Raw genomic sequence first — 24,096 nt, forward strand, 5'->3', positions numbered from 1 at the left:
CATCGGCTACCCATACGCCGCAGCCCCCGCCAGGGCGGGGGCTGCGTCCCGGAGCCGATCCCGGGTGACTGGCAGGGTAGATCGCGGCACCGAACAGACTCCTGGCGCTGCGCCCATGGTGATATGCCAGAGATGATCTTGTCAAACGTCTGTCCGAACGACACCACCTCGCATCCCTGACGAAGTCCGCTCCTCGGCGGCCAGCAACTGCTCCCCGACGTAGCCGTAGATTCCGGCCCGTCGCACCGGTGGGTCGACGTGCGGGAAGCCGTCAGGGTTCGACTGGCAGCGTGGGCAGTCCTGCGGGCTGGCACCGGCGACGTGGCCAGCACGGCGGGACCGCAGCACCCACTGGTTGATGAGCTTGCGGTCGACGCGTAGCTGCGCCACGGCGTACGCGGTGGTCCACCATTGCACGCCATCGACCACGACCACGCCGCTCACGCCGCGCCGGTCCGCCGGTCGGACCAGCCGCCGTGTCCGGTGGTGGTGCTGCGGACGGTGGGCCGGCGCCGGCCCTGCTCGTCGAGGCGGCGGGCGATCGCCACGGCGGTGGCCAGCCCGCCCGGTCCCTCCATCTCGCCCCGGGTCCACACGTGGGCCAGGCCGGGCCGTCGGTCGCGTCGGAGGCAGCCGCAGCCGGCCCCGGCGCACAGGCAGGTCCGGCGTACACACTCCACCGTCCAGCGGCGCTTGTCGCGGCCGTCGTGCCGCAGTTGCAGGGATCGGTGGCGGCAGGCCGGGCACCGGTGCTCGATCGGCCGCACCGGTTCGGCCACCACGCCGGCCGCCGCCCGGGCGACCTCGTCCGCCCACGCGATGTGCTCGGCGATCCTGCCCACCAGGTACGCGTCCCGGTTGTCGTGCAGGTCGTCGAGGACGCCGGCCCGCCACGCGTCGCCGGCGGCGTCGACCACCCACGGCCGGCCGGGCCCGCCGGCGGTCAACCAGTCCAGCACGTCGACGGGCCGGCCGCCGCCGACGTACGACGAGGCGCGGCCCTCGGCGACGAGGCGGGCCAGCCGGGTCAGGATCCGGGTGACGACGGTGAGGGCGTCGACGACGTCGAGCCGCGCGGCCGCCGCCGACGGTGCCAGCGCGCCCATGCCGTGCCGCAGGTTCGCCTCCCGCCACGTCCGGGCGGCGTGCCCGCGCGCTTCGAGGATCTCGGCCTGGTCCTCGTCGACGGGCCGGCCGGGCCGGCGCTCCCGGCCGGGGGCCGTCAGCAGCCACAGCCAGGCCAGCGACTCCCGAAGTCGCTCGACAGCGTCGCGCAGGTCGACGACCCGGGGCGGCGGGGAGTAGGTGGTGGTCATCGGTCCTCCGGGGCGGGCTGTGCGGGCGGGGCGGGGTGTGCAGGGACTGCGCCGGGGGGCCAGATGTACGGGTCGGGTTGGGTGGGAGCTGGTCGGGAGCGCCGGTGGTAGATGTCGGGGTGCTGGGGGCTGCGGGCTGGCTGGTGTGACCAGGGGGTGGGTGGGGTGGGTGGTGGGGGTTTCACCTCGGGTTTCCCGCCCCGACCCAGCCCGGACCCTTCGGGGTGGTGATTGGTCGTCGTGGTGGTGGCGGTGTTGTCGGGGTTCAGGCGCACTGGTGGTGCCGGATCGGCGTTTCGATCGCGTTCGTGGTCGGTGATGGGTTCATCGGTCCGTTCGGTGATCGGTTTTTGTTCGTGATCGTGATTGGTCGTCGTTTCGTCGGTGATCGGTGCGTGATCTCCGTCGGCGGGCAGGTCGTGGAGCACCTGATCGCGGGTGCGCATCCGGGCGGCCTGCTCGGGGGTGGGGATGGGCAGCAGCACCATGTCGGCCTCGTGGGGCAGGCGGTGGCCCTTGTGCTCGTTGCAGCGCTTGCAGCTCAAGACGAAGTTCTCGGCGTTGGCACCGGCGGGCTGGTCGGGGTCGACGTGGTCGTAGTGGATCCGCTTGCGGGGGTCCTTGGCCCGGCCGGACTTCGGCGACAGCGGTCCGCTGCCGCAGTACCGGCAGCAGCCACCGTCGCGGGTGTAGACGAGGGCCTTGAGGCGGGCGTCGCGGAGGTCGGCCTTCTGCGCCCGGTTGCGGTTGTACTCCCGCCGGGACGGGTTCCGCTTGCTGAAGCCGTGGATCCGGTAGGCGTACCCGGTGATCCAGCCGTCGCCGAGGCACTCGCACTCGTCGCCCTGGCGGTGCAGCAGCGGCGGCTGGTCGAGTACCCCGGTGGTCAGCAGACCGAGGATCTTCTTCCGTCCCCGGCACTGCTGCAACGCCATGCCCTCGGTCAGGTAGCCGTCGGACAGCACTGACGACGCCACCGATTTCAGGCGGCACAGCGCCGACTGCAACGCGTCGACGAGGTCCGCGACCCCGCCGGCGAGCACCTCCCACACCGGCTCGGTGTGGAAGGTGTCGCTCTCAAGCCAGTACGGCACGACCCACCGCCCCAAAGATCAACATCGATGGTTCTCCTGATACGGCAAAGCGCGGCCACCTGCCAAGGTGGCCGCGCCGAAGGTTGAGCAGGACGATCAGAGCGGCGGGAAGCGCCGTCACGGGTGGGGTGGTTCGGGAGGGTCTTCCGTCACGGGAGCACCCCCAGCGCCTCCGTGACCACGACCGCCACGGCGGCCACCGCGACGAGCAGAGCGAGGAAACCCGCCAGAGCGGACCAGAACCGGCCGGTGACCATCCGCGCGTAGGCCAGCAGCAGCGCGCCCGCCACGGCCAGGCCGATGACTAACCGCAGGATCTCGGGCCGCATCAGCTGGCACCGCCCGCTGGCCGGCCCTCGCTCGGCACGGCGACGGAGGACGTCAGGTCGAGCCGTTCGGCGATCGCCGCGACGGTTGGGCAGACGCCCCGGCACAGCGGCTCCTCGCATCCCGTACACCACGGGCACGAGCAGTGGCAGTGACGCCGGACCGGCGGACCACCGTCCTCGGGTTCGCTGTCGATGAATCCGCCACCGTCGCAGCCGCCGCAGTCGGGGTCCGGCGCGTTGGTCTTGGAATGGTACGGCTGGTGAATGTCGAGGACGCGCAGCACGACACCGCGCAGCAGCTGGTCGGTGCCGGGCCGCTCCAGACGCTGCCGGATGGCGTGCACGGCCTGGTCGTGGGTGGCGATCAACACGATCTCGCCCATCAGGCCAGCGCCCCGGGTGCGTCCGCCGCAGTGGCGGTCATGATCTTGTCGTAGAGGGCCAGCGCGAAGCGGGCGTCACCCATGGCGGTGTGCCGGGCGGCCGGGTCGACCGGAACGCCGAGCTGGGTGGCCAGGTCGTCGATGCGCCACGGTAGGGCCGGGGCCGGCCGGCCGAGCGCCTGGGACAGGGCGGCGGTGTAGCCGAGCGTCAGCGCGCCGACGTCGACGAGGTGGTAGTGCCACGTCGGTGTCTGCCAGTGCGACCGGAGGAACCGGCCGAGGAACCCGGCGTCGAAGGCGGGGTTGATGCCGACCAGGTTCGCGCTGTCGAGCAGCTCGGCCAGTCGCCGGGCGACCGCCATCCGGGTCCAGTTGGTGTGCGGCTTGCCGTGCTCGGCGGGCAGCCGCAGCGCGTACCCCTGCCGGTCCGGGTCCTGCACCGGCCAGGCCCGCTCGTAGTAGCGGCTGATCTGGAGCGCTCGGGGCTCGGCCTGGGCGAGGTTCGGGCGCAGCAGCCAGTGCCACTCCCCGTCGAGGGACGGGTCGCGGTGGTCGCGCACGATCGCCCCGATCTCCCAGATGTGATGGCGGTCCGGGTCCAGGCCGGTGGTCTCCAGGTCTAGAGCCACGATGGTGCTGCTGCTGGTCATGTCTCCTCGATGGGGTCGATGGGGTCCGACGTCGGCGGCGTCGGGAGCGGGAGGGGTCGGGCGCAGGCGGCGCACTGCCGGCGCTCGACGACGTAGACCACGCCGGTCATCAGGCCGGTCACCGTCATTCGGCAGATGTGCGGATACGGTGCGGCGACCGGCACCGGCCGGCCCAGCACGACGCTCGCGCCGAGCCACCGGCCGGCCGGCGCGATCACGGCGCCCTCTGCGTACGCATCCGGCGGCGCATGCCCTGGTTGGTGCCCGCCCACAGGCCGTGCAGCTTGTCGACCGGCTGGCTCAGCGCCCAGTCGAGGCATTTCCCGTAGACCGCGCAGCCCTGGCAGTACAGCACCCGGACGGCGGCCGCCGCGGCCACGGACTCCGGCTCGGGGAAGAAGTCGTCCGGATCGGCGTCCACGCACGCCGGCCGGACGGTCCGGTCGCGTAGGAAGCCGGGCACCGCTTCGATGACCGTGATGATTCCGCCGGTCACGCCTCACCTGCCGTGGCGGCCGCGGCCATACGGCGCAGGATCAGCAGCGTCCGGTCGGCGGTCACCGGGTCGATCGCGGTCCGGACGGTGAGGCTGTCCGGGTCGACCTCGCCACGCCACCAGGTGACCCGCTCCCGCAACGCGTACGGCACCACCCGGGGCCGGGTGCGCCAGTCGGGGTAGTACCGGCACAGCAGCGGCGTCAGCTCCTCAGCCCGCCACGTCACCGCACGGGCGGTCAGCAGCGGCCGGATCCGCTCGTCCACGGTGGCCGGGTCGACCGCGTCGGCGGGCACCGCCTTCACCCGTGGACCGGCGAGGCGGATGGTCACCCGGAGCAGCTCGGTGCCGACGGCGTCGACGGCGTCGACGCGCAGCGCCACCGGGGCCAGGTTCCGCCGGCCCGACGGTGCCGGCGGGCGGAGCACCTCGGTGCAGCGGATCACCGGCAGCCCGGCGGCGATCACCTCGGCGGCCCACCGGGCGGCCTCGGTCCGGGCCCCGGCGGCAGCGGCCACCGCAGCGCGCAGCCGCACCGCCCGGGCGCACGCCAGGCACAGGTGACGGGACGCGTCCGCCTCACCCCCGGCCAGGTGATCCGCCCCGGCCACGTCGCCCAGCACCGGCACCGGCCGGTCCGGACGGGCCCCGCACCCCTCACACACCCGGCCCGCCCCGGCCCGCGCCCGGGCCGCCTCCAGATGCCAGATACTCGCCGGCGACGGCGTCGCCTCCGCCAGGGAGTACAGCTCGACGACCTCCCGCCGTCCGCGCCAGTTCGGCGCGTCGACGTACGCGCGGACCGGACCGCCCGGCAGCCGGGGCAGGTCCAGATCCGCCAACTGCGTCCGGGAGTAGAAGCCGCTCGGCACCCGCCGCCAGCCCTCGTACACGGTCAGATCAGCCACGCGACACCACCTCCACGATCTCGCCGTCGATCGCGTCCCCGCCCCGTAGTCCGACCTGGACTCCGGCCGCGAACTGGCTGGAGATCCGGGCGGGCAGGATGCCGAAAGCGCAGAGCACGTCCAACGCCTGGTCGACGCTGGCCGGGTAGAAGTCGGTGCCGCCGACCGGTTCGTACCGGCCGCCGCCGGCGAGCCACCGGATACCGACGTCGGTGGGCCGGAACCACTCGACGTCGACGACGTCGACCGGAAGGGCGTCGCCGCGGTGCAGCGGCGGTGCCGTCGAGGCGAACGGCAGCTCGTACCGGTGCGGCGCGGTGCGGCGGCCGCCGACGGCCCGCAGGTGATGCAGCGCCGCACGTACCCGGGCGATCGTCACCAGGCCCAGCCCGGGGGTTACCCCCGTCCCGCCGTCGACCGGGGAAGTAGTCGACGGCGGGACGAGGGCTGGAGCGGCATGGTCGGCGTCGCGCGCCACCGGCGAACCGGCGTCCACGGCGTCGGGGCCGCCGGCCGCTCCATCCGCCGGGCCCGTGTCAGCCCCGGCGGCCGTGTGAGTGCCGGCCGCGACCGGCTGGACGAACTCCGGCGCGACTGCCGCGACGGCGGCGATGCGGCGGGCCGGGTCGGTCTCGTAGTCCTGGCCGACCCCGGCCAGCGGGTCGGTGTCGGTGGCCGGGGCGGAGCCGCGAAACTCCGCCCCGGCCGTGTCCGAGGCCCGGGGGTCGTGGGTCTCGGACGCACCCGCCGCGACGCGGGTGGTCTCCTGTTCCGGCCAGCAGGTGCGACACCAGGTCGTCTGCCACCGGTCGGCGGCCTGCTGGGCGGTCAGCGTCAGCCCGGTGCGGGTAGCCCGCGAGCAGCGGGTGAACAGGGTCGACTTGATGGCGTGTGCGGCGATGCCCTTGCGGGCGGTCGCGATCCAGACCCGCTCGGCCGGTGCCGGCCCGCGCTCCTCGATGACCACCGGGGCCGGGGCCGGGGGCGGCGGCGGGGTCGGTCGGGTCGCGGGGCGCTGCCGGCCGTCGAGGGACCGGACGGTGGACGGGAGGTCGTCTGCCTCAGTTGAGACAGACGCGACCTCCCTGGCCGCCGTGGCCTTACTGATGTTCAGCGCGGCACCGATCGCCCGGGTGGACATGCCGACGTGCCGCAGCGTGGCCACCGCCTGGGTGCGGTGCACCTCCGGTACCCGGAGCCGGTCCGCCCCGTATTCACCGTCCAGGTACGCCTGCCAGCTCGGGTAGCCGAGGACCTGCCAGTCGCCGCGCTCGAAGGCGAGCGCGAACTCGGCCACCGTCTCCAGGTAGTCGCGCAGCCCCTGGCGGATCCGGTCGGCGCGGGCCCGGGCCGCTTCCTCGGTGGACCGGTCGATCAGGGCGACGACGTCCGGGCTCACCGCGGGGCCTGCCGCATCATCCGGGCGGTCCGCCGGCGGGCACCGGCCCGGGTCCACGCGTACCCCTGCCGCAGCCGGCCGCCCGTGACCATCACGGCCCAGTGCCAGCGCCGCCGCCACCACGGCCGGTCCTCGATCAGGCACGGCGGGAAGCCGTACAGCACCCGGGCGTCGGCGGGGGCCGGCTCCGGGCAGGCGGACCGGACCGGCTCGGCCGGGCCGGTCACCGCGCTGAACGGGGCGGCGGCCGGCGGCCGGCCGGCGCGGCGGGCGGTGATCCGGGGCAGTTGGCCGAGGCGCTCCGGACCGCCCGGCGCGTACTCCGGGTAGGTGGCGTAGCCCGGCCGGCCGGCGGCGGCCCGGCGCAGCTGCTCGTCGGTGAGCAGACGCGGGGCGGTCTGGTCGGTCATCGTCCTACTCCTCATCAGGGTCGCGCTCGCCGAGGATCGCGGCGTCGCGCGCTTGGGCGGCGGCGGCGAGAGCGGGCGAGATACGGGATCGGCGCGGGTTCGGCGGGGGCGGGGTGTGGTTGGCGTCGCCGGCCTCGCCGACACGCAGGCAGGTACGGCAGGTCTGCCGGAAGCGGTGGTCCACGCCGATGTCCGGGTCCGGATCCCACCGCGAGCAGATCCGCCGGCCAGGCTTGCTGGTCACGGCATGACCCCCTGGTCCTGGTCCTGGTCGTCGAGCAGGTCCGGGCCGGTCTGGGTGGGGCCGCCCCGCCCGGACATGCCGGGCAGGGCGACCGGCAGGCGCTGTGCACGCAGCTCGGCCCGGAGATTGCGCCAGCACCCGGCCCCGATCCGCCGGGCCCGGGACACGGGCGTGCGCAGCGGCCGGTCACACAGCCGGCACAGCACCGGCTCAGTGCTCGTCACGGTCGACCAGCCCGGGCATTCAGCGCCGCCGTCGACTCAGCGGCCCGCCGGGCGACATACGCGGCGAGCATCGCGTTGACCGGTGGCCCCGGCCGGGTGGGCCGGGCCGGCGGCGGGGCAGGCCGAGGCGCGACCCCGACCACCCGCACCACCCGGTCGTGCCGGTCGGCACCCAGCAGCACCGTGATCCACGCCAGCACCACGGCACACGCCACCGCGAGCACCACCACGGCGGTCAGCCCCGGGCGTGCGACCAGGAAGTCAACGACGGGAACGATGGTCGCCATCACCGCAGCTCCCTGCGGTCCGGATGCCGCCAGCGGCGCCACCGACTACGCGGCGCGGTGGTGTAGAAGTCCAACCACACCTCGTCGACGACCTCACCGACCTCATCGGCAGCGGGCAGTTCCTGGGTCACCTCGCCGACGTCGGCCTGGCCGGAGTCGGTCAGACGCCACACCGCGACGGCCAGCACCAGCACCGCGAGGCCGAGCAGCAGGGTGATCACGTCTTGCACCGTCAGCCCGCGGCTCATCGCCGGGCCTCCGGGATCACCAGGAAGTCACTGCACCGACCACGGCTGTGCAGCGGGACCGACGCCGCGTGCAGACCCCGGTACCGGCCCGCCCGGGCCCGCCGCTGCCCCACCGACACCGCCACCATCACCGCACCGAGCCAGCCGAGGACCAGCACCGCGACACCCGCCAGCGCACCCGGGCCCGGCGACCCGGGCAGCGCCACCACCAGCCCGGCGACGACCACGACACCCCCTAGCGCGGCCGCCAACCCGCCGGCCGGAGACCACCGCCGGTCGGCCGCCGACGGCAGAGACCGGGACGGGCGCACGGGAGGCTCGGCGGCCAGCGGGGGCCGGCCGACCAGCGCCGGATCGACCGCCCGCGGAAACTCCGACTCCCCGGCCCGGGGCAACGTCGACTCGACGACCGGCACCGCCGCAGCCGCGGCCGTGGCGAACACCGGCACCGGCGCGGGCCGGGCCCGGACCGGCCCGACCGGCACCACCGGGCGCACCGGCCGGGCCGCGCGGGCCGCAGCAGAACGCGCGGCCGCCGCCTCCCGGCGGGCACGGAACGCCGCGAGCCGCTCCGCCCGCCGACGCCGCTGCACCCGGGCGCGCCGGGCGTCCCACCAGCGCTGCCAACGCACCGCCACCGCCACCAGCAGCACCGCCAGCAGCAGACCCCCCACCTCCGGGCCCGTAGCCCGCAGCCCCGCGATCACCGTGGCCATCACACCGACACCTCGGCCAGGGCCTCGTACGTCGACAGGTCCACCGGTGCCGGCCGCGGGCCGGCCGGGACCGGGCACCCGTCCGGCGGCACCACCGCCGACATCACCAGCGACAGCCCCCGCCACTGCGTCCACGCCGTGAACACCCTCACCCGGTGACCGTTCTCGGCGATCGTGTCCATGACCTGCGCGTCCCGAAGGACGTCGAAGCGCTCCGCCCATGCCTCGGCCTCGGCGATCGTGTCGCACCGTACGATCACCACCCGGTCGGGCCCGGTGTCGTCGATGAACCGGACCATCACCGGGGCCGGCAGCGCCGGCTGGTCGACGGCGTAGCAGAGCCGCGACAGCTCCCGCATCGTGTTCGCCCTGGCGATCCGCCGGCCCGCCGGCTGCCCCTCCACCGGGGCCGGTGCGGAACCGGCCTGGCGGGTCAGTGCCCGGGGGTGCTCCCCGGTGAAGTCCATCCCGCTGCCGCAGGGCCGGGAGGACACATCCTGGTCCAGCGGGACGAGGCGGAAACCCGCCTCGGAGGCCGCGGCCAATGCGCCGTCGCTGTGTCCCTGGCAAACGTTGATCGCGCCCACCAGGTTGCATGCACCGCCACCGGTGGGACGCTGGATCTCGTAGCGGACGGCAGCGGCACCACTGCAGCTAGGTAGGGCCGGCAACCCCGCCGGCATGCTGGGTGTCACCGGCTCCGGCCACTCCGGCAAACCACCCGGCGTCGTACCGGGGGTCACTGGTAGCCGAGCCGCGCCGCGCGGGGGGTTACGATCAGAACTCACGACCTTGTCCTCCTCGAAGAGCAATGGGGTCGGTATGCGCGGGTCGCCTCCGACAAGGCGACCCGCGTTCTTCATTGGGGACGGGTAGGCGACGGTGTTCACCCGGTCGCCTCCCCGCCAGGCGGCCCTGAGCGCCTCGGCCGGGTGGGTGAACCCCCACCAGAACCCGGCCAGCCAGGCCAACGTCCACAGCGTGGCGACCTTCGGGCCGGTGCCGGCACCGCCGCCGGTGTTCGTCGACCCGGACCCGGACCCGGACCCGTTGCCCGATCCGGTGCCGGCGCCGCCGCCGGTGTTGTTGCCGCTGCCACCCGACGCGGTCACAGTCCGCTCGTTCATGCCGCGTCCGCTGCTGCGGACCGGGCCCGCTGCTCGTCCTCGCGCAACTCGCGAACGAAGGTGTCGAGGTCCTCGTAATAGACGACCCGCCGCTTGCCGAGCAGGAACGACCTCAGGGGCCCGGTGCCGCCGTCGATCAGCTTCCAGACGTACCGCTCCGTGACGCCGCCGAGCAGAACGGCCACCTCCGGCACGCTGTAGGCGAGCCGGCCGGGGATCTCGTCGCTCCGACGGGCCGGAGTCTGAACGCGCTCGCTCCGATTCATGGGAGTGACCGTACACGCTCCTGTTCATGGGAGCACGTCATACGTTCGGGGGATATTCGACTGAACGCGCCCGACTAGCATCATCGACATGAGTCGTTGCTACCGCCCGCGAACGGCGGCAACCCAGCCCCTGCGCCGCCACCCCTGGCGGCACTCCCGCAGGTCGGAGCACTCCCGGCCAACGGAGCACCGTCCCGCGAATCGGACCGACACTGGACGGGTGGCCGTCACCCCAGCAGTAGCCCGCGCCCGCTTCGCCCGCTTCATCGGCCGGGCACTCCGCGACGCCCGCGACCGCGGCATGACCGACACCCAGATCAAGGCGGCGACCGGGATCCCCCCGTCGACGTTCCACCGCTGGCAGACCACCGAAGGCGGCCTACCCCGGTGGGAGAAGGTCGCCCAGTTCTGCGCCGGCCTCGACATCCCCCTGACGGCGGCCAGCGCCGCACTCGGCATGACCGACAACGCCCGCGAGCCGGAGCCGGACCCGACCGACGACCCGGACCTACGCGCGCTCGGCCGCCGGCTCCGCGACCCGGCCGTCAGCGACACGGAGAAGCAAGCCATCCGGCACACCATCCGGCTGCTGGCCCGGTCCACCCGCAGCGAGGTCGACTGATGGCCCGCCGGCGCCGGCCCACCGCCCGGCAGGGGAAGGACGGCTACTGGCACGCCTACGTCACCGTCGGCACCAAGCCGAACGGCCGGCCGGATCAGCGGCACATCAGCAGGCCCACCCAGCGTGAAGCCGAGGACGCCGCCGACGAGCTGCTCGACCAGCTGCGCACCGCCGGAGCCGTGCCGAAGGCCGGGAAGCTCACCGTGCAGCAGTGGATGGAGACGTACCTCGACACCATCGCCCCGCGCCGCTGCAACCCGGGCACCGTCTACGACTACCGCAGCAAGATGCGGAACTGGGTGTACCCGGACCACGGCGGCCGGCGGCTCGACAAGCTCGCCCCGGAGCACCTCGACGCGATCTACACCGCCATGGCGAAGGCGGGCAAGGCACCATCGCACCAGCTGAAGGTGCACCGCATCCTGTCCCGGGCGTTGGAGATCGCCATGCGGCGCGGCCACGTCGTGCGGAACGTCGCGCGGCTGGTCGACCCGCCGTCCGTCGACGACGCCAAGGTGGAAGCCCTGGCCGAGGTCTACACCCGACAGGTCCTGGAGGTAGCGCGGCGGCGCCGCAACTCGGTCCGCTGGTCGGTGGCGTTCGCGCTCGGGCTGCGGCAGGGCGAGGCGATCGGGCTGCGGTGGCGCGTTGACGGCCAGGACCTGGTCGACCTCGACGGCGGGGTGTTGCACGTGTGGTGGCAGCTGCGGCGGCGGATCTTCGAGCACGGCTGTGGACAGACCTGTGGACGGAAGCGGGGTGCCGAGTGCCCGAAACGGTCCGGCGGTGGCCTGCAATTCGTCAAGACGAAAGGCAAGTCGCGCCGCTCCATTCCCATTCCTCCGCAGTTGTTGCCCGCATTCAAGGCGCATAAGAAAGCGCAGCAGAAAGAGCGGATGGCGTTCCGTGGGAAATGGAATGCCGATAACGCGGTATTCACGACCGAGGACGGCCGACTACTCGACCCGCGCGACGATTACGACGAATGGGTTTCGATTCTGGCAGAGGCCGGGGTGCCGCACAAGAAACTGCACATCATGCGGCATTCGGCGGCAACGATGCTGCTGGCCCAGGGGGTCGACATCCGGGTGGTGCAGGAGGTGCTGGGTCACCGGGACATCCGGACGACGGGCGGGTACACCCAGGGCGCTCAGGAGTTGATGGCCGCAGCCGTGGAGAAGCTCGGCGGGCACCTGTTCGGCGCGGCCGGAGCATGATCAACCGTGTACCGATCCGTGTACTGAACGGGTCTGAATGACACTGAATGGCGCTGACGGAACGTGGCCTGATCAGGCCCCATCAGACCCGTTCAGTAATTGGCGGGAAACTCGTAATGCGTAGGTCGACGGTTCGATTCCGTCAGGCGGCTCGGTGAGAAAGCCCAGGTCAACCGACCTGGGCTTTCCTGTTTGCGACCCTTGACGAGCCACCCCGGGACGGCCTTTCCCCGTCGTTGCGGGCGCGACTCCGCCCGCCCCGGTCACCGGGTGCCGGGGCGTCCGCGTAGCGCGTGGTAGGCGACTGCGAGGGCGATGCCGAGGACGACGATGACGACCTCGTGTCCCGGGTGGAGGTTCTTCGACAGGCTGGGGGCGCGGTCCGGGCCGATCGCCCAGAGCGCCAGTCCCGCCCCGTAGGCCGCGCCGAGCGCGCCGGCCCACCACCGCAGCGGGCGCAGAGCATCGTGGCGGAACACGGTGACCAGCGTGATCGCCACCGGGACGACGGCCACCATGGCGAACTGGCCGGCGACGAGGGCGGCAGCTGCCCAGGCGCTGCTGACGAGGGGCCGCGAGCGGGGCAGCACGCCCGGGGGCGTGGGTGTCGTCGGTGCGGGGGGCATGGCGGGTTCCTTCCGGTACGAGGGCGGGCGGCGGGTGGTCCCCGCCGGGGTTCAGGGGCGGGCGGCCGGATCGGTGCGTTCGGCGGCGGCCTTGAGGTCGGCCAGCCACGCCTCCAGCCCGTAGCCGAGGTAGGCGGTGGAGGTCGCCACGTCGGCCTCCACCTGGGCGCCGGTCCAGGTCTCCTCGGTGCGGACCAGCACACCGCCGGTGACCTCGGTGAAGGTCCAGACGTGAACGCCGTTGTCGATGTGCAGGCCGTCGCCGACTCCCGGGCCGGCCCAGCGGACGCACCGGTAGGGCGTCAGGTGCGTCACGGTCGAGGTGATGGTCAGCGTCGTGGCCGGGGTCATCGGGGTTTCCGGGACGGGCGTGGTCCACCGGAACGCCGACCCCGCGCGCAGTTCGCCGTCGTCGAGGCGGGTGACGGAGGTGACCGGCGCCTGCCAGGAGGGCCAGTTCCCGACGTCGGTCTGCAGGTGCCAGACGGTGTACAGCGACGCGTCGACGAGCGTCTCGGTGCGGTACCGGATCCGGGCCGCCGGGTCGACGCCCTGTCCGTCGCAGGTGATCACCGGCTGGTTCGCGGTCGTTGCCATTTGTCTCCACCTATCTCACTTCTGCGACCTTGTGTCGCTGTGGTTACAGGCTATAACCAACGCGAGCTTCGGTCAATAGCGATGGTGATAGCCTGTAACTAACGTGAGAGCAGCGGTGGAGGGGTGGTCCATGAGTGCCGACGTGACCGGTCCGCGTGAGCGGTACCGCGCCCAGGTGCGGGCGGAGATCAAGCAGCGGGCCTGGGAACAGCTCGCCACAACCGGGGTGTCGGCGCTGTCGCTCAAGGCGATCGCCGAGCAGCTGGGCATGAGCGGCCCGGCGCTCTACCGGTACTTCGCCAGTCGGGACGAGCTGATCACCGCTCTGATCCGCGACGCGTACCGAAGCCTCGCCGACGCGCTCCGGGCCGCCGCCGACGCCGGGGCGGACGTCGCCGGGCTGGCGAACACCGTCCGCGCCTGGGCCCTCGACGATCCGCAGCGCTACCTGCTGATCTGGGGTACGCCCGTGCCCGGCTACCACGCCCCCGACGACACCACCGCGATCTCGACCGAGATCATGGCGACCATCGTCGACGCCTACCGCAGCCGCGACGTCCCGCCCTCGGGGCGACGGATCGAGACCCACCTCGACGACCATCGCGGCTGGGTCACGGACCCGACCGTGCCGGCCGCGACGCTAAGGGAGGCGCTGGCCTTCTGGACGCGGGTGCACGGCGTCCTGTCGCTCGAACTCGCCGGCCACTTCGCCGGCATGGGGTTCGATCCGGCACTGCTGTTCGACGACGAGATCGACGACCTTCTCGGCCGCTGAGCACCGGGGACGGGACACGCCACCACCGCCACCGGCCGCCGGGACGGGACGCGGCGCCACCGCCGCAACGGCACCGGTCGATGCCCGTTGTCCGGTACGGCTAAGGTCAACAGTCGGCTACCGTACGCATACGAGGATGGGACCCCTCGATGAGATGTGCCTTCTGTGGCCGGTGGTGGCCGCTGCCCTGGTCGTGCGGCCGGTGCCGGCGTGACCGTCGTCGGATGCGCCGCGACTATCTGCGCCGCGCCGCCCCGCAGGACGCGCTGCGCGACCTGACCCGCACCGACCCGGACCGCTGACCGGCCAGCACGCCGCCCGGCGGGAGCCGGCGCGGGCGAGGGGGCGGGTCCCGCCGTGACTATCCTGGGCCCGTGCTGCCCCTGCCGCCCGGTGACTTCCGGGCCTACCTGTTCGACTGCGACGGCACCATCGTCGACTCCATGCCGGTGCACCACCTGGCCTGGCGGGCGGCGCTCGACGAGTGGGGCTGCGACCTGCCGGAGGACCTGTTCTACGCCTGGGGTGGCCGGCCGGTGGCCGACATCGTCGTCGACCTCAACGAGCGGCACGGGCTGGCCATGCCCGTCGAGGTGGTGGCCCGTCGCCGGGAGGACGCCTACCAGAGTTTCCTGCCGCAGCTCACCGCCGTTCCCGGGGTGCTGGCGCACATCGAACGGGCACACCGGCGGGTACCGTTCGCGGTGGTCTCCGGCAGCACCCGGGAGTCGGTGACCGCCTCCCTGTCCGCGCTCGACCTGCTCGACCGGTTCGACGTGCTGGTGTGTGCGGAGGACTACACGCGGGCCAAGCCGGACCCGGAGTGCTACCTGATGGCGGCGCGGCTGCTCGACGTACCGCCGGAGCAGTGCCTGGTGTTCGAGGACACCGACCTGGGGGTCGCGGCGGCGACGGCGGCGGGCATGACCTCGGTCCGGGTCCCGCCGCCCTGGCAGCGCTGAACCGGGGCCGGGGATCCGGCCCGGCGGCACCGGCTCACCGCCGGCCCGGGGGACGCCGTCACCCCCGGTAGAGCTTCTCCGCGTACGCCGGGCCGTAGTAGCGCTCCAGGTCGGCCAGGCTCTCGGACGGCGTCTCCACCTCCTTGACCAGCCGGGCCCGGGACGGCAGCGCGTCCGGCTGCCAGGTCTCCGGCTGCCACAGTTCGGAACGGAGGAACGCCTTCGCGCAGTGGTAGAAGATCTGCTCGACGGCCACCTCGACGGCGAGCACCGGCCGGTGCCCCTGGACCAGCATGTCGTCGAAGTAGGGCGCGTCGCGGACCAGCTTCGCCCGCCCGTTGATCCGCAGGGTGTCCGTCCGGCCGGGGATCAGGAAGATCAGCCCGACGTGCGGGTTGTCGAGGATGTTGCGGTAGCCGTCGGCCCGCCGGTTGCCGGGCCGCTCCGGGATGGCGATCGTCCGGTCGTCGAGCACCAGCGCGAAGCCGGCCGGGTCGCCCTTGGGGGAGACGTCGCAGCTGCCGTCCGCGCCGGCCGTGGCGACCAGGCAGAACGGCGACGCGGCCAGCCACTGCCGGTCCCGTTCGTGCAGCACCGTGCGTTCCTTGGCCGCCGCCCGGGGCATCGGTGCCCCCAGCAGCGCGCGTAGCTCCTCGTGTGAGGTGATCTCCGCCGTCACGTCCGCCTCCCCCGTCCGTTGGTCCCGGTGGCGGGCGGTGGAGCACCGGCCGCCGTACGTCAGCCTAGGCGGGCGTGGCGAGCCCGGTTTGTCCCCCATGGCGGCGGGTACCGGCGCACCCCGCCCCGACGACGCAGTGGAGGACCGCGATGGAGAGCCGACTGAAGGTGCTCGGGCACCCGGTGCACCCGATGCTGGTGATGTTCCCGGTGGCGTTGCTGGTCACCGGCACCCTCTTCGACGTCGTGGACACGGTCGGCGGGCCCGACTTCCTCGCCGAGGTGGCGTACTGGAACATCACCGTCGGCCTGGTCGGTGGCCTGCTGGCGGCGGGGGCCGGCGCGTTCGACCTGCTGGCTATCCCGGCCGGCACCCGGGCCAAGCGGGTGGCGCTCACCCACGCGGCGGCGAACGTCGCGGTGATCCTGCTCTTCGCCGCCGTCTGGGCGGTTCGGTTGAATGCCGACTCCCGGGCGGCCGGCGGCGCGCTGATCGCCATCGAGGTGGTCGGCCTGGCCATCCTCGGTGTCAGCGCCTGGCTCGGCGGGGAACTGGTCGACCGGCTGGGGGTTGGTGTCGACTCCGACGCCGGCCTGGACGCCCCCAGCTCGCTGCGGCCCGCCGCGGCCAGCCGACCGGTGGGGGAGGTGCGGTGAGCGAGCAGCCGGGCCGGGGCAGCCCTCAGCCGGGCGGGGACCCGACCGGTGAACTCCAGGCGCTGCGCGCCGAGCTGAGCCGGCTGGTCGGCGGCCGGGGCGCGTCGCCCGACGTCGAGCTGACCGAGGTCGCCGACGGCTGGCAGGTGGTCGTCCGGCTGCCCGGGGTGGCGCCGGAGGAGGTCGCCGTCGAGCTGGACGACCGGGAACTATGCGTCCGGGCCCGGTCGGAGGCCGAGGTCAACGCCGACCAGGGCATTCCCGGAGGGGTGGAGACCCGGGGCTTCGAGTACCGGGTGGACCTGCCGTCCCGGGTCGACCCCGACGCCATCGACGCGGTGATGGACCACGGTCTGCTCCGGGTGCACCTGCCCCGGGCGGCGCGACCCACGCCGCGCACCATCACCGTCGGCCGCGCCGGCTACCCGCCCGGCCCCACCCGCAGCGGTACGCCCACCGGCGTGGACCCGGCGGCGGACCGGGAACTACACCACCCGCACACCACCGTCGACCCGCTCGACCGGCCGTAGGGCCCCGGTGGACAGCCCGACCCTGGGTGGCCCGCTGGGCGAGCGGGTGCCCGACGTGGCCCGGATCGCCGTGCTGCGGGCCAACGCGCTCGGCGACCTCGTCTTCCTGCTGCCCGCCCTGGACTCGCTGCGGGCCGCGTACCCGACGGCGGAGATCGTGTTGTTCGGTGCGCCGTGGCACGCGGAGTTCTGGCGGGACCGACCCGGCCCGGTCGACCGGGTGCTGGTCGTTCCGTCGGCCCCCGGCATCCGTGAGCCAGGCCCCGACGAGCCGCCCGGTTCGCTCGACGACTTCCTGGCCGAGGCCGCCCGGGAGGGCTACGACCTGGCGTTGCAGGTGCACGGTGGCGGGGCCAACTCGAATCCGGTGATGAGCCGGTTGGGGGCCCGGGTCACCGCCGGGCTGCGCGCCGAGGACGCCCCGCCGCTGGACCGCTGGCTGCGCTACGTCTACTACCAGCCCGAGGTGATCCGCTACCTGGAGGTGGTGGGCCTGGTCGGGGCGGACGCGGTCACCGTCGTACCGAAGCTCGCGGTGACCGACGCGGACCGGGCGCAGGCACGGGCGGTGCTGGGCGAGCCGGACCGGCCCCGGGTGGCACTGCACCCCGGGGCGAGCGACACCCGGCGGCGCTGGCCCGCGCGGCGGTTCGCCGAGGTGGCCCGGGTGCTGCACGACGACGGGTACGAGGTGCTGGTCACCGGCACCCCCGCCGAGCGGGCGGTGGTGGACGAGGTGGTCGCGGCGGCCGGGGTGCCGGTCCGTCCCCAGGTCGGCACGCTCAGCCTCGGCGGGCTGGTCGGCGCGTACGCGGGCTGCGCGCTGGTGGTCTCCAACGACACCGGCCCGCTGCACCTGGCCGGCGCGGTCGGCACCCCGACGGTGGGCGTCTACTGGGTCGGCAACATGATCAACGGGGCGACGCCGTTGCGCGCCCGGCACCGCCCGATCGCCGCCTGGACGACGCGCTGCCCGGTCTGCGGGGTCGACTGCACCCCGGGCATCTATCCGCACCGGCCCGGCGACGGCAACTGCCCGCACCGGGACTCGTTCGTCGCCGACGTGCCGGTGGCCGAGGTGCTCGAAGCCGCCGCCGACCTGCTCCGCCCTGACCCGGGCAGCGCCGCCGGCTGACGGTCCGGTCGGGCGGTGCGGCCGGTCGACGGGCCGAGGGCAGGGCAGCGCCGCCGGTCGCCGGGCCTGGGGCCGGGCGGTGCCGCCGGTCGACCGGGCCCCGGGCCGGGACGACCCTGGCGGGTCGCCGGCCGGTGCCGGCAAGGCTCAGGCCGGCTGGGGGGAGTCGGCGGCGACGACCTCCCATGCCTCGACGTCGCGTTCGGTCACGGTGGTCGGTGACTCCAGGTGGTACGCGCCGCTGGGCAGCACACCCGCGCCGCCGTACCGGGCCAGCACCGCGAGCTGGGCGGCGACGTCCTCGCCCTGGTGGTTCGCCGGCACCCGCCGCCAGAACTCGAAGCCGCCCGCGTCGACCAGTGCCGCCCGGTCGTAGAGCACACAACCGCCGATCCAGGAGACCTTGTACGCCCGCCACGCCCCCGCCGGCAGGCCCAGCTTCTGCTGCACGTGCAGCAGGTTCGCGGCCGGATGGATGGCGGCCCGCTGCCACTGCGGGGTGTCGGGGCGGACCAGTTCCGGCACCACCGGCCCGGCCCACTCCTCGTAGTGTCGGTGCGTCTCGGGGCGGACGTCGTCGGCGTACGACAGGCCGTGCACCGCGTTGCCGACGAACCCGCAGCCCAGCTCCCCGATCGCGGTGACCAGCCGGTCCAGGGTGCCCGGTTCGAGCCAGACGTCGTCGTCGAGGCAGAGCACGTACCGGGCCACCGACCGGTCCAGCAGGTACGCCCGGTGTTCGGCCAGCCCGCGCCGGGGCAGCCGACGGGTCAGCAGCACCGGGTGCCCCCGGTGGCGCAACGCGCGCACCATGGTGGCCGCCGCCGGGTGCGCGTACGCCGGGTCGTGGTCGGACTGGTCGCTGACCACCACCCCGAAGTCGGGGACCTCGACCTGGGCGGCCAGCCCGGCCAGGGTGACCGCCAGTTCGGCCGGCCGGTTGCGGGTCGGGATCAGCACGTCGAGCCGACGGGGTCGGCGGAACCCCCCGGCCGAGCCGAGGTCGAGCGGTCGGCTCACGTGGACCTGCCCAGGTGTCCGGCGGTCGGGGTCGGGGCGACCGCTGTGGCTTCCGGGCCGGGTGCCGCAGACGTACCGGCGGCGGGTCGTACCCGGTCGGCCGGCGCGTCGGCGGGTCGTACCGGACCGGCCGGCGGGTCGGTGGCGGTGCCCAGGCTGCTGGCGGCCTGTGCGCGGATCCGGTCGATGATCGCCGAGGTGGACCGGTCCGGCACGTAGCCGAGGGTGCGCACCTGACCGCCGAGCCGGCGGACCAGGGGTGCCTCCGGGACCATCTCCGGCGGATAGTCGCCGCCCTTGACGTACACGTCGGGGCGGACCGCCTCGATCAGGTCGGCCGGCGAGTCCTCCTCGAAGACCACCACGTGGTCCACGCAGGACAACGCGGCGAGCAGGGCGATCCGGTCCTCCACCGGGTTGACCGGCCGGTCGGCACCCTTGAGCCGGCGGACGCTGGAGTCGGAGTTGACCGCCACCACCAGCAGGTCGCCGAGCGCACGGGCCTGTTCCAGGTAACGCACGTGGCCGGGGTGCAGCACGTCGAAGCAGCCGTTGGTGAACACCACCGACCGGCCGGCCCGTCGGTGGTCGGCGACGATCGCGTCCAGTTCGCCGGTGCCGACCAGCGTCGGGTGGGCGGTGCCGTCGGGTGCGCCGCCGAGCGCGTCGAGCAGGTCCTCCCGGCGGCACACGCAGGTACCGGTGTCCGAGACGGTGATGGTCGCGGCGAGCTGGGCCAACTGGGCGGCGGTGGGCAGCGACGCCTCGGCGGCCAGCGCGAGGGTCATCGCCGCCAGGTACGCGTCGCCCGCGCCGACGGCGTGACTGGCCGGGACGGGGGTGCTGTGGCTGCGCCGGGGTGCGCCGTCCGGGCCGCCGACGATGGCACCCTCGGTGTCCAGGGTCACCGCGACCACGTCCGCGCCGGTGTGCGCCCGCAGCTCGGCCAGTCGCGCCTGGGCCAGCCCGGCCCGGTCGACCCCCTCGCCGACCGTCGCGTTGACGGTCACCCCGGCCCCGGTCACGCTCAACCCGTCCCCGGTCATCGCGACCCGCCCCTCACCCGGGGTCGGTTCCCCGGTCGGGCCGGTCGGTGCCCGGCCGACCCCGCCGGGGGCGGTGCCCACGACCAGCTCCGACGGCCCGTCGGCCGGATCGTTCGGCGGGTGGTCCAGGTGCAGGCCGGTGCCGCCGGTACGGGTCGGGGCGGGCGGCGCGCCGAAGCCGGCGGCGGCGCGGGCCAGCAGCCGGGTCGCCTCGGCGAAGCTGGGGGTCACCACCGTCGGGTTCAGCCCCCGCCAGTCGGCGAGGTCGTGGGCGTCCAGGGCGACGGTGGCGTACCGGTGCCGGTGGGCGACCAGCCAGGCGCGGACCGGGGCGGGCAGCGCGCCGAGACCGTAGTCGCAGACCACCAGCGTGGGCGCGACCCCGCCGGCCACCGCCCGCAGCTCCTCGGTGGCGCAGCTCAGGGCGGTGAGCAGCCGGCCGACGCCGTCGTCGTCGAGCGGGTCGTCCGGGTCACCGGAGTCCTCCCGGAGCAGGATCTGGTTGCCGGCGAGCATCCGGCGTTTCACCGGCGTCGGCCGGTGCGGTTCGCTGACCGTACGGTCCCACACGCCGGCCCGGTCCAGGCAGTCGTGCAGTTCGTCGCCGGCCACGTCCGCGCCGACCGGGGCGACGAGCAGAGCCCGCCCGCCGAGGGTGGCGATGTTGACCGCCGTGTTCGCGGCCCCGCCGGCGGCGGTGATCCGTCGGCGCAGGGTGAGGATCGGCGCGGGGGCCTCCCGGCACAGCCGCTCCGACTCGGCGAAGCGCCACTCGTCGAGCATGGCGTCGCCGACGACGAGGACGGCGCGTTCCCGCCAGCTCTCCACGACGGTGGCGAGCCGGCGCTGTTCCGCTGCTGCTCCTGCCATGCCCACCGGGGTCCCCCGCCCCGACCAGGCCAAACCCACCGCCCTGGCCGGCGACCGGGGTCACGTTTCGGGCCCCGAGCCCCGGGAACCGACCAGAGGTATCCGGAGAGGGGAAAACCGACATGGCAGCCACGACATTGCAGGGCAAGCGGATCGCGTTCCTCGCCACCGACGGCGTGGAGGAGGTCGAGTACGTGCAGCCGCGCGAGGCGGTCGAGAAGGCGGGTGCGACCGCCGAGCTGGTGTCGCTCAAGCCCGGCACCATCCAGGCCTTCAACCACCTCGACCAGGCCAAGACGTACGACGTGGCGGTGACGGCGGCCGACGCGGACGCCGACGGCTACGACGCGCTGGTGCTGCCCGGCGGGGTGGCCAACCCGGACTTCCTGCGCACCGACCCGGACGCGGTCCGGTTCGTGCAGGCGTTCTTCACCGCCGGGAAGCCGGTCGGGGTGATCTGCCACGGCCCGTGGACGCTGGTCGAGGCGGGCGTGGTGGCGGGCCGCCGGATCACCAGCTGGCCGAGCCTGCGTACCGACCTGACCAATGCCGGCGCGACCTGGGTCGACGAACAGGTGGTGACCGACGGCAACCTGGTCAGCAGCCGCAAGCCCGACGACCTGCCGGCGTTCTGCGCCGCGATCGTCGACCGGTTCGCCGCCGGCGACTGAGCCGTCCCGCGACGGGCACGCGGGGTCCGCCCGCGTGCCCGTCGGTGGGTCCGGGGCAGGTTTCCCCGGCCCGCAGGCATGTTCGCGGGGGAGCGGGAAAGAAGGCGGGATGACCGCCCAGACCCACGGCCAGCCGGTGCTCCAGGCCCGCCAGCTCCGCCTGTTGATGTTCGGCCTGATGACCGGCATGCTGCTGGCCGCGCTCGACCAGACCATCGTCGGTACGGCGTTGCCCACCATCGTCGGCGAGCTGGGCGGGATCGACCACTACTCGTGGGTGGTGACCGCCTACCTGCTCGCCTCGACCGCCTCCACCCCGCTCTACGGCAAGATGGCCGACCTGTACGGCCGCCGCCCCGTCTTCCTCTTCTCGATCGGCACGTTCCTGCTCGGCTCGCTGCTGGCCGGCCTGTCGCAGGACATGACCCAGCTGATCGTCACCCGGGGCGTGCAGGGCATCGGCGCGGGTGGCCTGATGACGCTGGCGTTCACCATCATCTCCGACGTGGTGTCGCCCCGGGACCGTGGCCGCTACCAGGGGCTGTTCGGGGCGGTCTTCGGCGTCTCCTCGGTGGCCGGGCCGCTGGTCGGCGGCTACTTCGCCGAGACCAACTGGCGGTGGATCTTCTATCTGAACGTGCCGCTGGCGCTGCTGGCGATCGTGGTCTGCTACCACGTGCTGCGGCTGATCCCGTTCGAGCGGCGGGAGCACACCGTGGACTGGCTGGGCGCGGCGCTGCTGGTCGCCGGGGTGAGCGCGCTGCTGCTGGCGTTGAGCTGGGGCGGCAACTCGTACGCCTGGGGCTCGGCGACGATCATCGGGCTGTTCGTGGCGGGCGCGGTGCTCGGGGTGGCGTTCGTGCTCCAGGAGGCCCGGGTCGCCGAGCCGATCCTGCCGCTGGGGTTGTTCCGCTCGGCGACGTTCGCGCTGGCCAACTCGGCCGGCTTCGTGCTCGGTCTGGTGATGTTCGGGTCGATCATCTTCATCCCGCTCTATCTGCAGATCGTCAAGGGCGCCTCGCCCACCCGCAGCGGTCTGCTGATGCTGCCGATGATGGCCGGCATCATCGTCACCTCGATCGTGACCGGCCGGGCGATGAGCCGGATCGGCAGGTACAAGTGGTTCCCGGTGGCCGGTTCGGTGGTGCTGGTCGTCGGCATGCTGCTGTTCACCAGGCTCCAGGTGGACAGCTCGCTCTGGGCGGCGTTCGGCTACATGGTGGTGATCGGCGTCGGGCTGGGCCTGTGCATGCAGTCGCTCATCCTCGGCGTGCAGAACGCGGTGGACGTCCGGAACCTGGGCGCGGCGACCTCCTCGGCGACGTTCTTCCGGTCGCTGGGCGGCTCGTTCGGGGTGGCCATCCTGGGCGCGGTGCTCTCCACCCGGCTCGCCAGCGGGCTCGCCGACCGGCTGCCCGGGGCGATCGCCCAGCTCCCGCCCGAGCAGCGGGCGGCGGTGGCGGGCAGCGGCACGAACATCTCGATCAACGACCCGGCGACGATCCTCGCCCTGCCCGGTCCGGTCCGGGCGGCCATCCAGGCGTCCTTCGTCGAGTCGCTGCACCTGGTGTTCCTGACCACCGGCCTGATCGCGCTGCTCGCCGTGCTGGTCACCCTGGCCCTGCCGAACGACCAGCTCCGGGGTGCCGGCCCGCAGGGCGCGACCGGTGGCACCGACCCGCTCGGCGGCACCGCCCCCGCCCCCGGCGGCAAGCCCCTGACCAGGGAGTCCAAGGAGGAAGCCGCCGCCGACCTCAACGCCAAATCCCAAACCATGCTCTGACCCGCCCCCGCCTGCCCCGTCCGCGCCGCGCCCTGCCCGCGCCCCGCCCGCCTCGCCCCGGTGATCAAGAGGTTTACGTCAAGAATCGCGGATGTGTTGACGTAAACCTCTTGATCAACTGACGCAAACCTCTTGATCACCGGGAAGGCGGCGGGACGGACGGGGCGGGCGGGGCGGGCGGGCCGGGGCCGGCGGGGTGGGCGGGCGGCGGGAGGAGGGCGGGGGTGGGCGGGGGTGGGCGGGGGTGGGCGGGAGGGGGTTACTTGAGGATCAGGCGGTTGGTCTGGGTGAAGACGTCGAGGTCGGCGAGGGTTTCCGGGACCGACAGGGAGAGCGGGGCGGGGAACTCGTGCGGGTGCAGGAAGGCGGCGTCGGTCGTCTCGTCGGTGACCCGGGCCAGCTCGCCGTCCCAGTCGTCGACCCGGAACGCGGTGGTGAAGATCTGGTAGGTGTGGCCGTACATGTTGGTGTGGGTGCGGTCCGGGCCGGTGTAGAGGGCGAAGGCGCTGACCCGCAGGGCGCGTAATCCGGTCTCCTCGCGGACCTCACGCACCGCGCAGTCGGCGATCGACTCGCCGAGTTCCATTGCGCCCGCCGGCAGCGCCCACTGGCCGTTGTCCGACCGGCGGATCAACAGCACCCGCCCGGCGTCGTCGCGCACCACGGCCCGGGCGCCGACGAACATCAGCGTCCGGTCACCGGCCAGGGCGCGTAGCTGTCCCACGTACGAGTCGGCCCAGGAGATACTCACCCGGACAATCTACGCAGCATCTCGGTAACGGTCGGACGTTCCGGGGGTTCCCAACGTGT

At 73.7% G+C, this 24,096-nt stretch carries 34 protein-coding genes; 10 read left to right on the forward strand and 24 right to left on the reverse strand.

Features of this window, described 5'->3' with window-relative positions; all coding sequences use genetic code 11:
• Positions 1 to 141 precede the first annotated feature (141 nt).
• From JQN84_RS13925 to JQN84_RS14010, 18 genes are all read right to left on the reverse strand, one after another.
• Positions 142 to 444: a hypothetical protein gene (locus JQN84_RS13925; RefSeq protein WP_204958753.1), complete on the reverse strand. Its 303-nt coding sequence runs from the start codon at positions 442 to 444 to the stop codon at positions 142 to 144.
• Entirely contained in the window at positions 441 to 1,316 is an 876-nt protein-coding gene (locus tag JQN84_RS13930; RefSeq protein WP_204958754.1) for a hypothetical protein, read from the reverse strand. The genes JQN84_RS13925 and JQN84_RS13930 overlap by 4 nt, the downstream gene beginning before the upstream one ends.
• Positions 1,313 to 2,410: an HNH endonuclease gene (locus JQN84_RS13935; RefSeq protein ID WP_204958755.1), complete on the reverse strand. Its 1,098-nt coding sequence runs from the start codon at positions 2,408 to 2,410 to the stop codon at positions 1,313 to 1,315. The genes JQN84_RS13930 and JQN84_RS13935 overlap by 4 nt, the downstream gene beginning before the upstream one ends.
• Before the next feature lie 149 nt (positions 2,411 to 2,559).
• Positions 2,560 to 2,739, reverse strand: a complete 180-nt coding sequence (locus JQN84_RS13940) for a hypothetical protein (RefSeq protein ID WP_204958756.1) — start codon at positions 2,737 to 2,739, stop codon at positions 2,560 to 2,562.
• Positions 2,739 to 3,122, reverse strand: coding sequence for a hypothetical protein (locus JQN84_RS13945; protein WP_204958757.1), 384 nt, complete (start codon positions 3,120 to 3,122; stop codon positions 2,739 to 2,741). The genes JQN84_RS13940 and JQN84_RS13945 overlap by 1 nt, the downstream gene beginning before the upstream one ends.
• Complete coding sequence (locus tag JQN84_RS13950) at positions 3,122 to 3,772, reverse strand: 3'-5' exonuclease (protein WP_204958758.1); 651 nt, start codon at positions 3,770 to 3,772, stop codon at positions 3,122 to 3,124. Before JQN84_RS13950 ends, JQN84_RS13945 begins: the two co-directional genes overlap by 1 nt.
• A complete protein-coding gene (locus tag JQN84_RS13955; RefSeq protein WP_204958759.1) occupies positions 3,769 to 3,990 on the reverse strand; it encodes a hypothetical protein in 222 nt (73 codons plus the stop codon). Before JQN84_RS13955 ends, JQN84_RS13950 begins: the two co-directional genes overlap by 4 nt.
• Positions 3,987 to 4,268, reverse strand: coding sequence for a WhiB family transcriptional regulator (locus JQN84_RS31390; protein ID WP_204958760.1), 282 nt, complete (start codon positions 4,266 to 4,268; stop codon positions 3,987 to 3,989). The genes JQN84_RS13955 and JQN84_RS31390 overlap by 4 nt, the downstream gene beginning before the upstream one ends.
• Entirely contained in the window at positions 4,265 to 5,176 is a 912-nt protein-coding gene (locus JQN84_RS13965) for a hypothetical protein (protein WP_204958761.1), read from the reverse strand. Before JQN84_RS13965 ends, JQN84_RS31390 begins: the two co-directional genes overlap by 4 nt.
• The gene (locus JQN84_RS13970; RefSeq protein ID WP_204958762.1) at positions 5,169 to 6,575 is read right to left on the reverse strand and encodes a hypothetical protein; all 1,407 of its coding nucleotides are present in this window, start codon (positions 6,573 to 6,575) and stop codon (positions 5,169 to 5,171) included. The genes JQN84_RS13965 and JQN84_RS13970 overlap by 8 nt, the downstream gene beginning before the upstream one ends.
• Positions 6,572 to 6,985, reverse strand: a complete 414-nt coding sequence (locus JQN84_RS13975) for a hypothetical protein (RefSeq protein WP_204958763.1) — start codon at positions 6,983 to 6,985, stop codon at positions 6,572 to 6,574. The genes JQN84_RS13970 and JQN84_RS13975 overlap by 4 nt, the downstream gene beginning before the upstream one ends.
• Positions 6,986 to 6,989: 4 nt before the next feature.
• Entirely contained in the window at positions 6,990 to 7,229 is a 240-nt protein-coding gene (locus JQN84_RS13980) for a hypothetical protein (RefSeq protein WP_204958764.1), read from the reverse strand.
• Positions 7,226 to 7,453 (reverse strand): DUF6011 domain-containing protein, encoded by a 228-nt coding sequence (locus tag JQN84_RS13985; protein WP_204958765.1) that lies wholly within the window; start codon positions 7,451 to 7,453, stop codon positions 7,226 to 7,228. Before JQN84_RS13985 ends, JQN84_RS13980 begins: the two co-directional genes overlap by 4 nt.
• Positions 7,450 to 7,740, reverse strand: a complete 291-nt coding sequence (locus JQN84_RS13990) for a hypothetical protein (RefSeq protein WP_204958766.1) — start codon at positions 7,738 to 7,740, stop codon at positions 7,450 to 7,452. Before JQN84_RS13990 ends, JQN84_RS13985 begins: the two co-directional genes overlap by 4 nt.
• A complete protein-coding gene (locus tag JQN84_RS13995) occupies positions 7,740 to 7,988 on the reverse strand; it encodes a hypothetical protein (protein WP_204958767.1) in 249 nt (82 codons plus the stop codon). Before JQN84_RS13995 ends, JQN84_RS13990 begins: the two co-directional genes overlap by 1 nt.
• Positions 7,985 to 8,704, reverse strand: a complete 720-nt coding sequence (locus tag JQN84_RS14000) for a hypothetical protein (RefSeq protein WP_204958768.1) — start codon at positions 8,702 to 8,704, stop codon at positions 7,985 to 7,987. The genes JQN84_RS13995 and JQN84_RS14000 overlap by 4 nt, the downstream gene beginning before the upstream one ends.
• Entirely contained in the window at positions 8,704 to 9,831 is a 1,128-nt protein-coding gene (locus JQN84_RS14005) for a hypothetical protein (protein WP_204958769.1), read from the reverse strand. Before JQN84_RS14005 ends, JQN84_RS14000 begins: the two co-directional genes overlap by 1 nt.
• Complete coding sequence (locus tag JQN84_RS14010; protein ID WP_204958770.1) at positions 9,828 to 10,097, reverse strand: helix-turn-helix domain-containing protein; 270 nt, start codon at positions 10,095 to 10,097, stop codon at positions 9,828 to 9,830. The genes JQN84_RS14005 and JQN84_RS14010 overlap by 4 nt, the downstream gene beginning before the upstream one ends.
• Positions 10,098 to 10,317: 220 nt before the next feature.
• Between JQN84_RS14010 and JQN84_RS14015 the strand changes: the two genes are divergently transcribed.
• Positions 10,318 to 10,719: a hypothetical protein gene (locus JQN84_RS14015; protein WP_239485289.1), complete on the forward strand. Its 402-nt coding sequence runs from the start codon at positions 10,318 to 10,320 to the stop codon at positions 10,717 to 10,719.
• The gene (locus tag JQN84_RS14020; protein ID WP_204958771.1) at positions 10,719 to 11,936 is read left to right on the forward strand and encodes a tyrosine-type recombinase/integrase; all 1,218 of its coding nucleotides are present in this window, start codon (positions 10,719 to 10,721) and stop codon (positions 11,934 to 11,936) included. Before JQN84_RS14015 ends, JQN84_RS14020 begins: the two co-directional genes overlap by 1 nt.
• Positions 11,937 to 12,199: 263 nt before the next feature.
• On the opposite strand, the gene JQN84_RS14025 is transcribed toward JQN84_RS14020, so the two are convergent.
• Both JQN84_RS14025 and JQN84_RS14030 read right to left on the reverse strand, forming a co-directional pair.
• Positions 12,200 to 12,562 carry a hypothetical protein gene (locus tag JQN84_RS14025; protein WP_204958772.1) on the reverse strand — a complete coding sequence of 121 codons (363 nt, stop codon included), beginning with the start codon at positions 12,560 to 12,562 and terminating at the stop codon, positions 12,200 to 12,202.
• A 51-nt stretch (positions 12,563 to 12,613) separates the two neighbouring features.
• On the reverse strand, positions 12,614 to 13,159 hold the full coding sequence (locus JQN84_RS14030) for an SRPBCC family protein (protein WP_204958773.1): 546 nt from the start codon (positions 13,157 to 13,159) through the stop codon (positions 12,614 to 12,616).
• A 130-nt stretch (positions 13,160 to 13,289) separates the two neighbouring features.
• Here JQN84_RS14030 and JQN84_RS14035 point away from each other — a divergent pair, with 130 nt between their 5' ends.
• From JQN84_RS14035 to JQN84_RS14045, 3 genes are all read left to right on the forward strand, one after another.
• On the forward strand, positions 13,290 to 13,934 hold the full coding sequence (locus JQN84_RS14035) for a TetR/AcrR family transcriptional regulator (protein ID WP_204958774.1): 645 nt from the start codon (positions 13,290 to 13,292) through the stop codon (positions 13,932 to 13,934).
• Positions 13,935 to 14,083: 149 nt separating this feature from the next.
• Positions 14,084 to 14,236: a hypothetical protein gene (locus tag JQN84_RS14040; RefSeq protein WP_204958775.1), complete on the forward strand. Its 153-nt coding sequence runs from the start codon at positions 14,084 to 14,086 to the stop codon at positions 14,234 to 14,236.
• Between the two features lie 72 nt (positions 14,237 to 14,308).
• Positions 14,309 to 14,896 carry an HAD family hydrolase gene (locus tag JQN84_RS14045; RefSeq protein WP_307821209.1) on the forward strand — a complete coding sequence of 196 codons (588 nt, stop codon included), beginning with the start codon at positions 14,309 to 14,311 and terminating at the stop codon, positions 14,894 to 14,896.
• A gap of 58 nt (positions 14,897 to 14,954) precedes the next feature.
• Here the strand turns inward: JQN84_RS14045 and JQN84_RS14050 are convergent, their stop codons facing one another.
• The gene (locus JQN84_RS14050; RefSeq protein ID WP_204958776.1) at positions 14,955 to 15,575 is read right to left on the reverse strand and encodes a pyridoxamine 5'-phosphate oxidase family protein; all 621 of its coding nucleotides are present in this window, start codon (positions 15,573 to 15,575) and stop codon (positions 14,955 to 14,957) included.
• 149 nt (positions 15,576 to 15,724) lie between these two features.
• On the opposite strand from JQN84_RS14050, the gene JQN84_RS14055 reads away from it, so the two are divergent.
• From JQN84_RS14055 to JQN84_RS14065, 3 genes are read left to right on the forward strand one after another with little or no spacing between them, the layout of a single operon-like run.
• The gene (locus tag JQN84_RS14055) at positions 15,725 to 16,231 is read left to right on the forward strand and encodes a DUF2231 domain-containing protein (protein WP_204958777.1); all 507 of its coding nucleotides are present in this window, start codon (positions 15,725 to 15,727) and stop codon (positions 16,229 to 16,231) included.
• Complete coding sequence (locus JQN84_RS14060) at positions 16,228 to 16,761, forward strand: Hsp20/alpha crystallin family protein (RefSeq protein ID WP_204958778.1); 534 nt, start codon at positions 16,228 to 16,230, stop codon at positions 16,759 to 16,761. Before JQN84_RS14055 ends, JQN84_RS14060 begins: the two co-directional genes overlap by 4 nt.
• Positions 16,762 to 16,768: 7 nt before the next feature.
• A complete protein-coding gene (locus JQN84_RS14065; RefSeq protein WP_204958779.1) occupies positions 16,769 to 17,896 on the forward strand; it encodes a glycosyltransferase family 9 protein in 1,128 nt (375 codons plus the stop codon).
• A 147-nt stretch (positions 17,897 to 18,043) separates the two neighbouring features.
• Here the strand turns inward: JQN84_RS14065 and JQN84_RS14070 are convergent, their stop codons facing one another.
• Both JQN84_RS14070 and rfaE2 read right to left on the reverse strand, forming a co-directional pair.
• Positions 18,044 to 18,916: a glycosyltransferase family 2 protein gene (locus JQN84_RS14070; RefSeq protein WP_204958780.1), complete on the reverse strand. Its 873-nt coding sequence runs from the start codon at positions 18,914 to 18,916 to the stop codon at positions 18,044 to 18,046.
• A complete protein-coding gene (rfaE2, locus tag JQN84_RS14075; protein ID WP_204958781.1) occupies positions 18,913 to 20,832 on the reverse strand; it encodes a D-glycero-beta-D-manno-heptose 1-phosphate adenylyltransferase in 1,920 nt (639 codons plus the stop codon). The genes JQN84_RS14070 and rfaE2 overlap by 4 nt, the downstream gene beginning before the upstream one ends.
• A gap of 122 nt (positions 20,833 to 20,954) precedes the next feature.
• On the opposite strand from rfaE2, the gene JQN84_RS14080 reads away from it, so the two are divergent.
• Both JQN84_RS14080 and JQN84_RS14085 read left to right on the forward strand, forming a co-directional pair.
• Entirely contained in the window at positions 20,955 to 21,503 is a 549-nt protein-coding gene (locus JQN84_RS14080; RefSeq protein WP_204958782.1) for a type 1 glutamine amidotransferase domain-containing protein, read from the forward strand.
• 109 nt (positions 21,504 to 21,612) lie between these two features.
• Positions 21,613 to 23,286: an MDR family MFS transporter gene (locus tag JQN84_RS14085; RefSeq protein ID WP_204958783.1), complete on the forward strand. Its 1,674-nt coding sequence runs from the start codon at positions 21,613 to 21,615 to the stop codon at positions 23,284 to 23,286.
• Positions 23,287 to 23,545: 259 nt separating this feature from the next.
• Here the strand turns inward: JQN84_RS14085 and JQN84_RS14090 are convergent, their stop codons facing one another.
• Positions 23,546 to 24,037 carry an NUDIX domain-containing protein gene (locus tag JQN84_RS14090; protein WP_204958784.1) on the reverse strand — a complete coding sequence of 164 codons (492 nt, stop codon included), beginning with the start codon at positions 24,035 to 24,037 and terminating at the stop codon, positions 23,546 to 23,548.
• Between the last annotated feature and the right edge of the window lie 59 nt (positions 24,038 to 24,096).

This window comes from Micromonospora humidisoli, assembly GCF_016900955.1.
GTDB classification, from domain to species: domain Bacteria; phylum Actinomycetota; class Actinomycetes; order Mycobacteriales; family Micromonosporaceae; genus Micromonospora; species Micromonospora wenchangensis.

What these genes read in the sequence shown, in the direction of transcription:
- JQN84_RS14085 (WP_204958783.1), top strand. Translation starts at nt 21,613, where the DNA reads ATGACCGCCCAGACCCACGGCCAGCCGGTGCTCCAGGCCCGCCAGCTC.
- JQN84_RS14005 (WP_204958769.1), bottom strand. Translation starts at nt 9,831, where the DNA reads ATGAACGAGCGGACTGTGACCGCGTCGGGTGGCAGCGGCAACAACACC.
- JQN84_RS13995 (WP_204958767.1), bottom strand. Translation starts at nt 7,988, where the DNA reads ATGAGCCGCGGGCTGACGGTGCAAGACGTGATCACCCTGCTGCTCGGC.
- JQN84_RS14000 (WP_204958768.1), bottom strand. Translation starts at nt 8,704, where the DNA reads ATGGCCACGGTGATCGCGGGGCTGCGGGCTACGGGCCCGGAGGTGGGG.
- JQN84_RS13930 (WP_204958754.1), bottom strand. Translation starts at nt 1,316, where the DNA reads ATGACCACCACCTACTCCCCGCCGCCCCGGGTCGTCGACCTGCGCGAC.
- JQN84_RS13975 (WP_204958763.1), bottom strand. Translation starts at nt 6,985, where the DNA reads ATGACCGACCAGACCGCCCCGCGTCTGCTCACCGACGAGCAGCTGCGC.
- JQN84_RS14080 (WP_204958782.1), top strand. Translation starts at nt 20,955, where the DNA reads ATGGCAGCCACGACATTGCAGGGCAAGCGGATCGCGTTCCTCGCCACC.
- JQN84_RS14030 (WP_204958773.1), bottom strand. Translation starts at nt 13,159, where the DNA reads ATGGCAACGACCGCGAACCAGCCGGTGATCACCTGCGACGGACAGGGC.
- JQN84_RS13940 (WP_204958756.1), bottom strand. Translation starts at nt 2,739, where the DNA reads ATGCGGCCCGAGATCCTGCGGTTAGTCATCGGCCTGGCCGTGGCGGGC.
- JQN84_RS13945 (WP_204958757.1), bottom strand. Translation starts at nt 3,122, where the DNA reads ATGGGCGAGATCGTGTTGATCGCCACCCACGACCAGGCCGTGCACGCC.
- rfaE2 (WP_204958781.1), bottom strand. Translation starts at nt 20,832, where the DNA reads ATGGCAGGAGCAGCAGCGGAACAGCGCCGGCTCGCCACCGTCGTGGAG.
- JQN84_RS14025 (WP_204958772.1), bottom strand. Translation starts at nt 12,562, where the DNA reads ATGCCCCCCGCACCGACGACACCCACGCCCCCGGGCGTGCTGCCCCGC.
- JQN84_RS13990 (WP_204958766.1), bottom strand. Translation starts at nt 7,740, where the DNA reads ATGGCGACCATCGTTCCCGTCGTTGACTTCCTGGTCGCACGCCCGGGG.
- JQN84_RS14020 (WP_204958771.1), top strand. Translation starts at nt 10,719, where the DNA reads ATGGCCCGCCGGCGCCGGCCCACCGCCCGGCAGGGGAAGGACGGCTAC.
- JQN84_RS14035 (WP_204958774.1), top strand. Translation starts at nt 13,290, where the DNA reads ATGAGTGCCGACGTGACCGGTCCGCGTGAGCGGTACCGCGCCCAGGTG.
- JQN84_RS14055 (WP_204958777.1), top strand. Translation starts at nt 15,725, where the DNA reads ATGGAGAGCCGACTGAAGGTGCTCGGGCACCCGGTGCACCCGATGCTG.
- JQN84_RS13950 (WP_204958758.1), bottom strand. Translation starts at nt 3,772, where the DNA reads ATGACCAGCAGCAGCACCATCGTGGCTCTAGACCTGGAGACCACCGGC.
- JQN84_RS14040 (WP_204958775.1), top strand. Translation starts at nt 14,084, where the DNA reads ATGAGATGTGCCTTCTGTGGCCGGTGGTGGCCGCTGCCCTGGTCGTGC.
- JQN84_RS14010 (WP_204958770.1), bottom strand. Translation starts at nt 10,097, where the DNA reads ATGAATCGGAGCGAGCGCGTTCAGACTCCGGCCCGTCGGAGCGACGAG.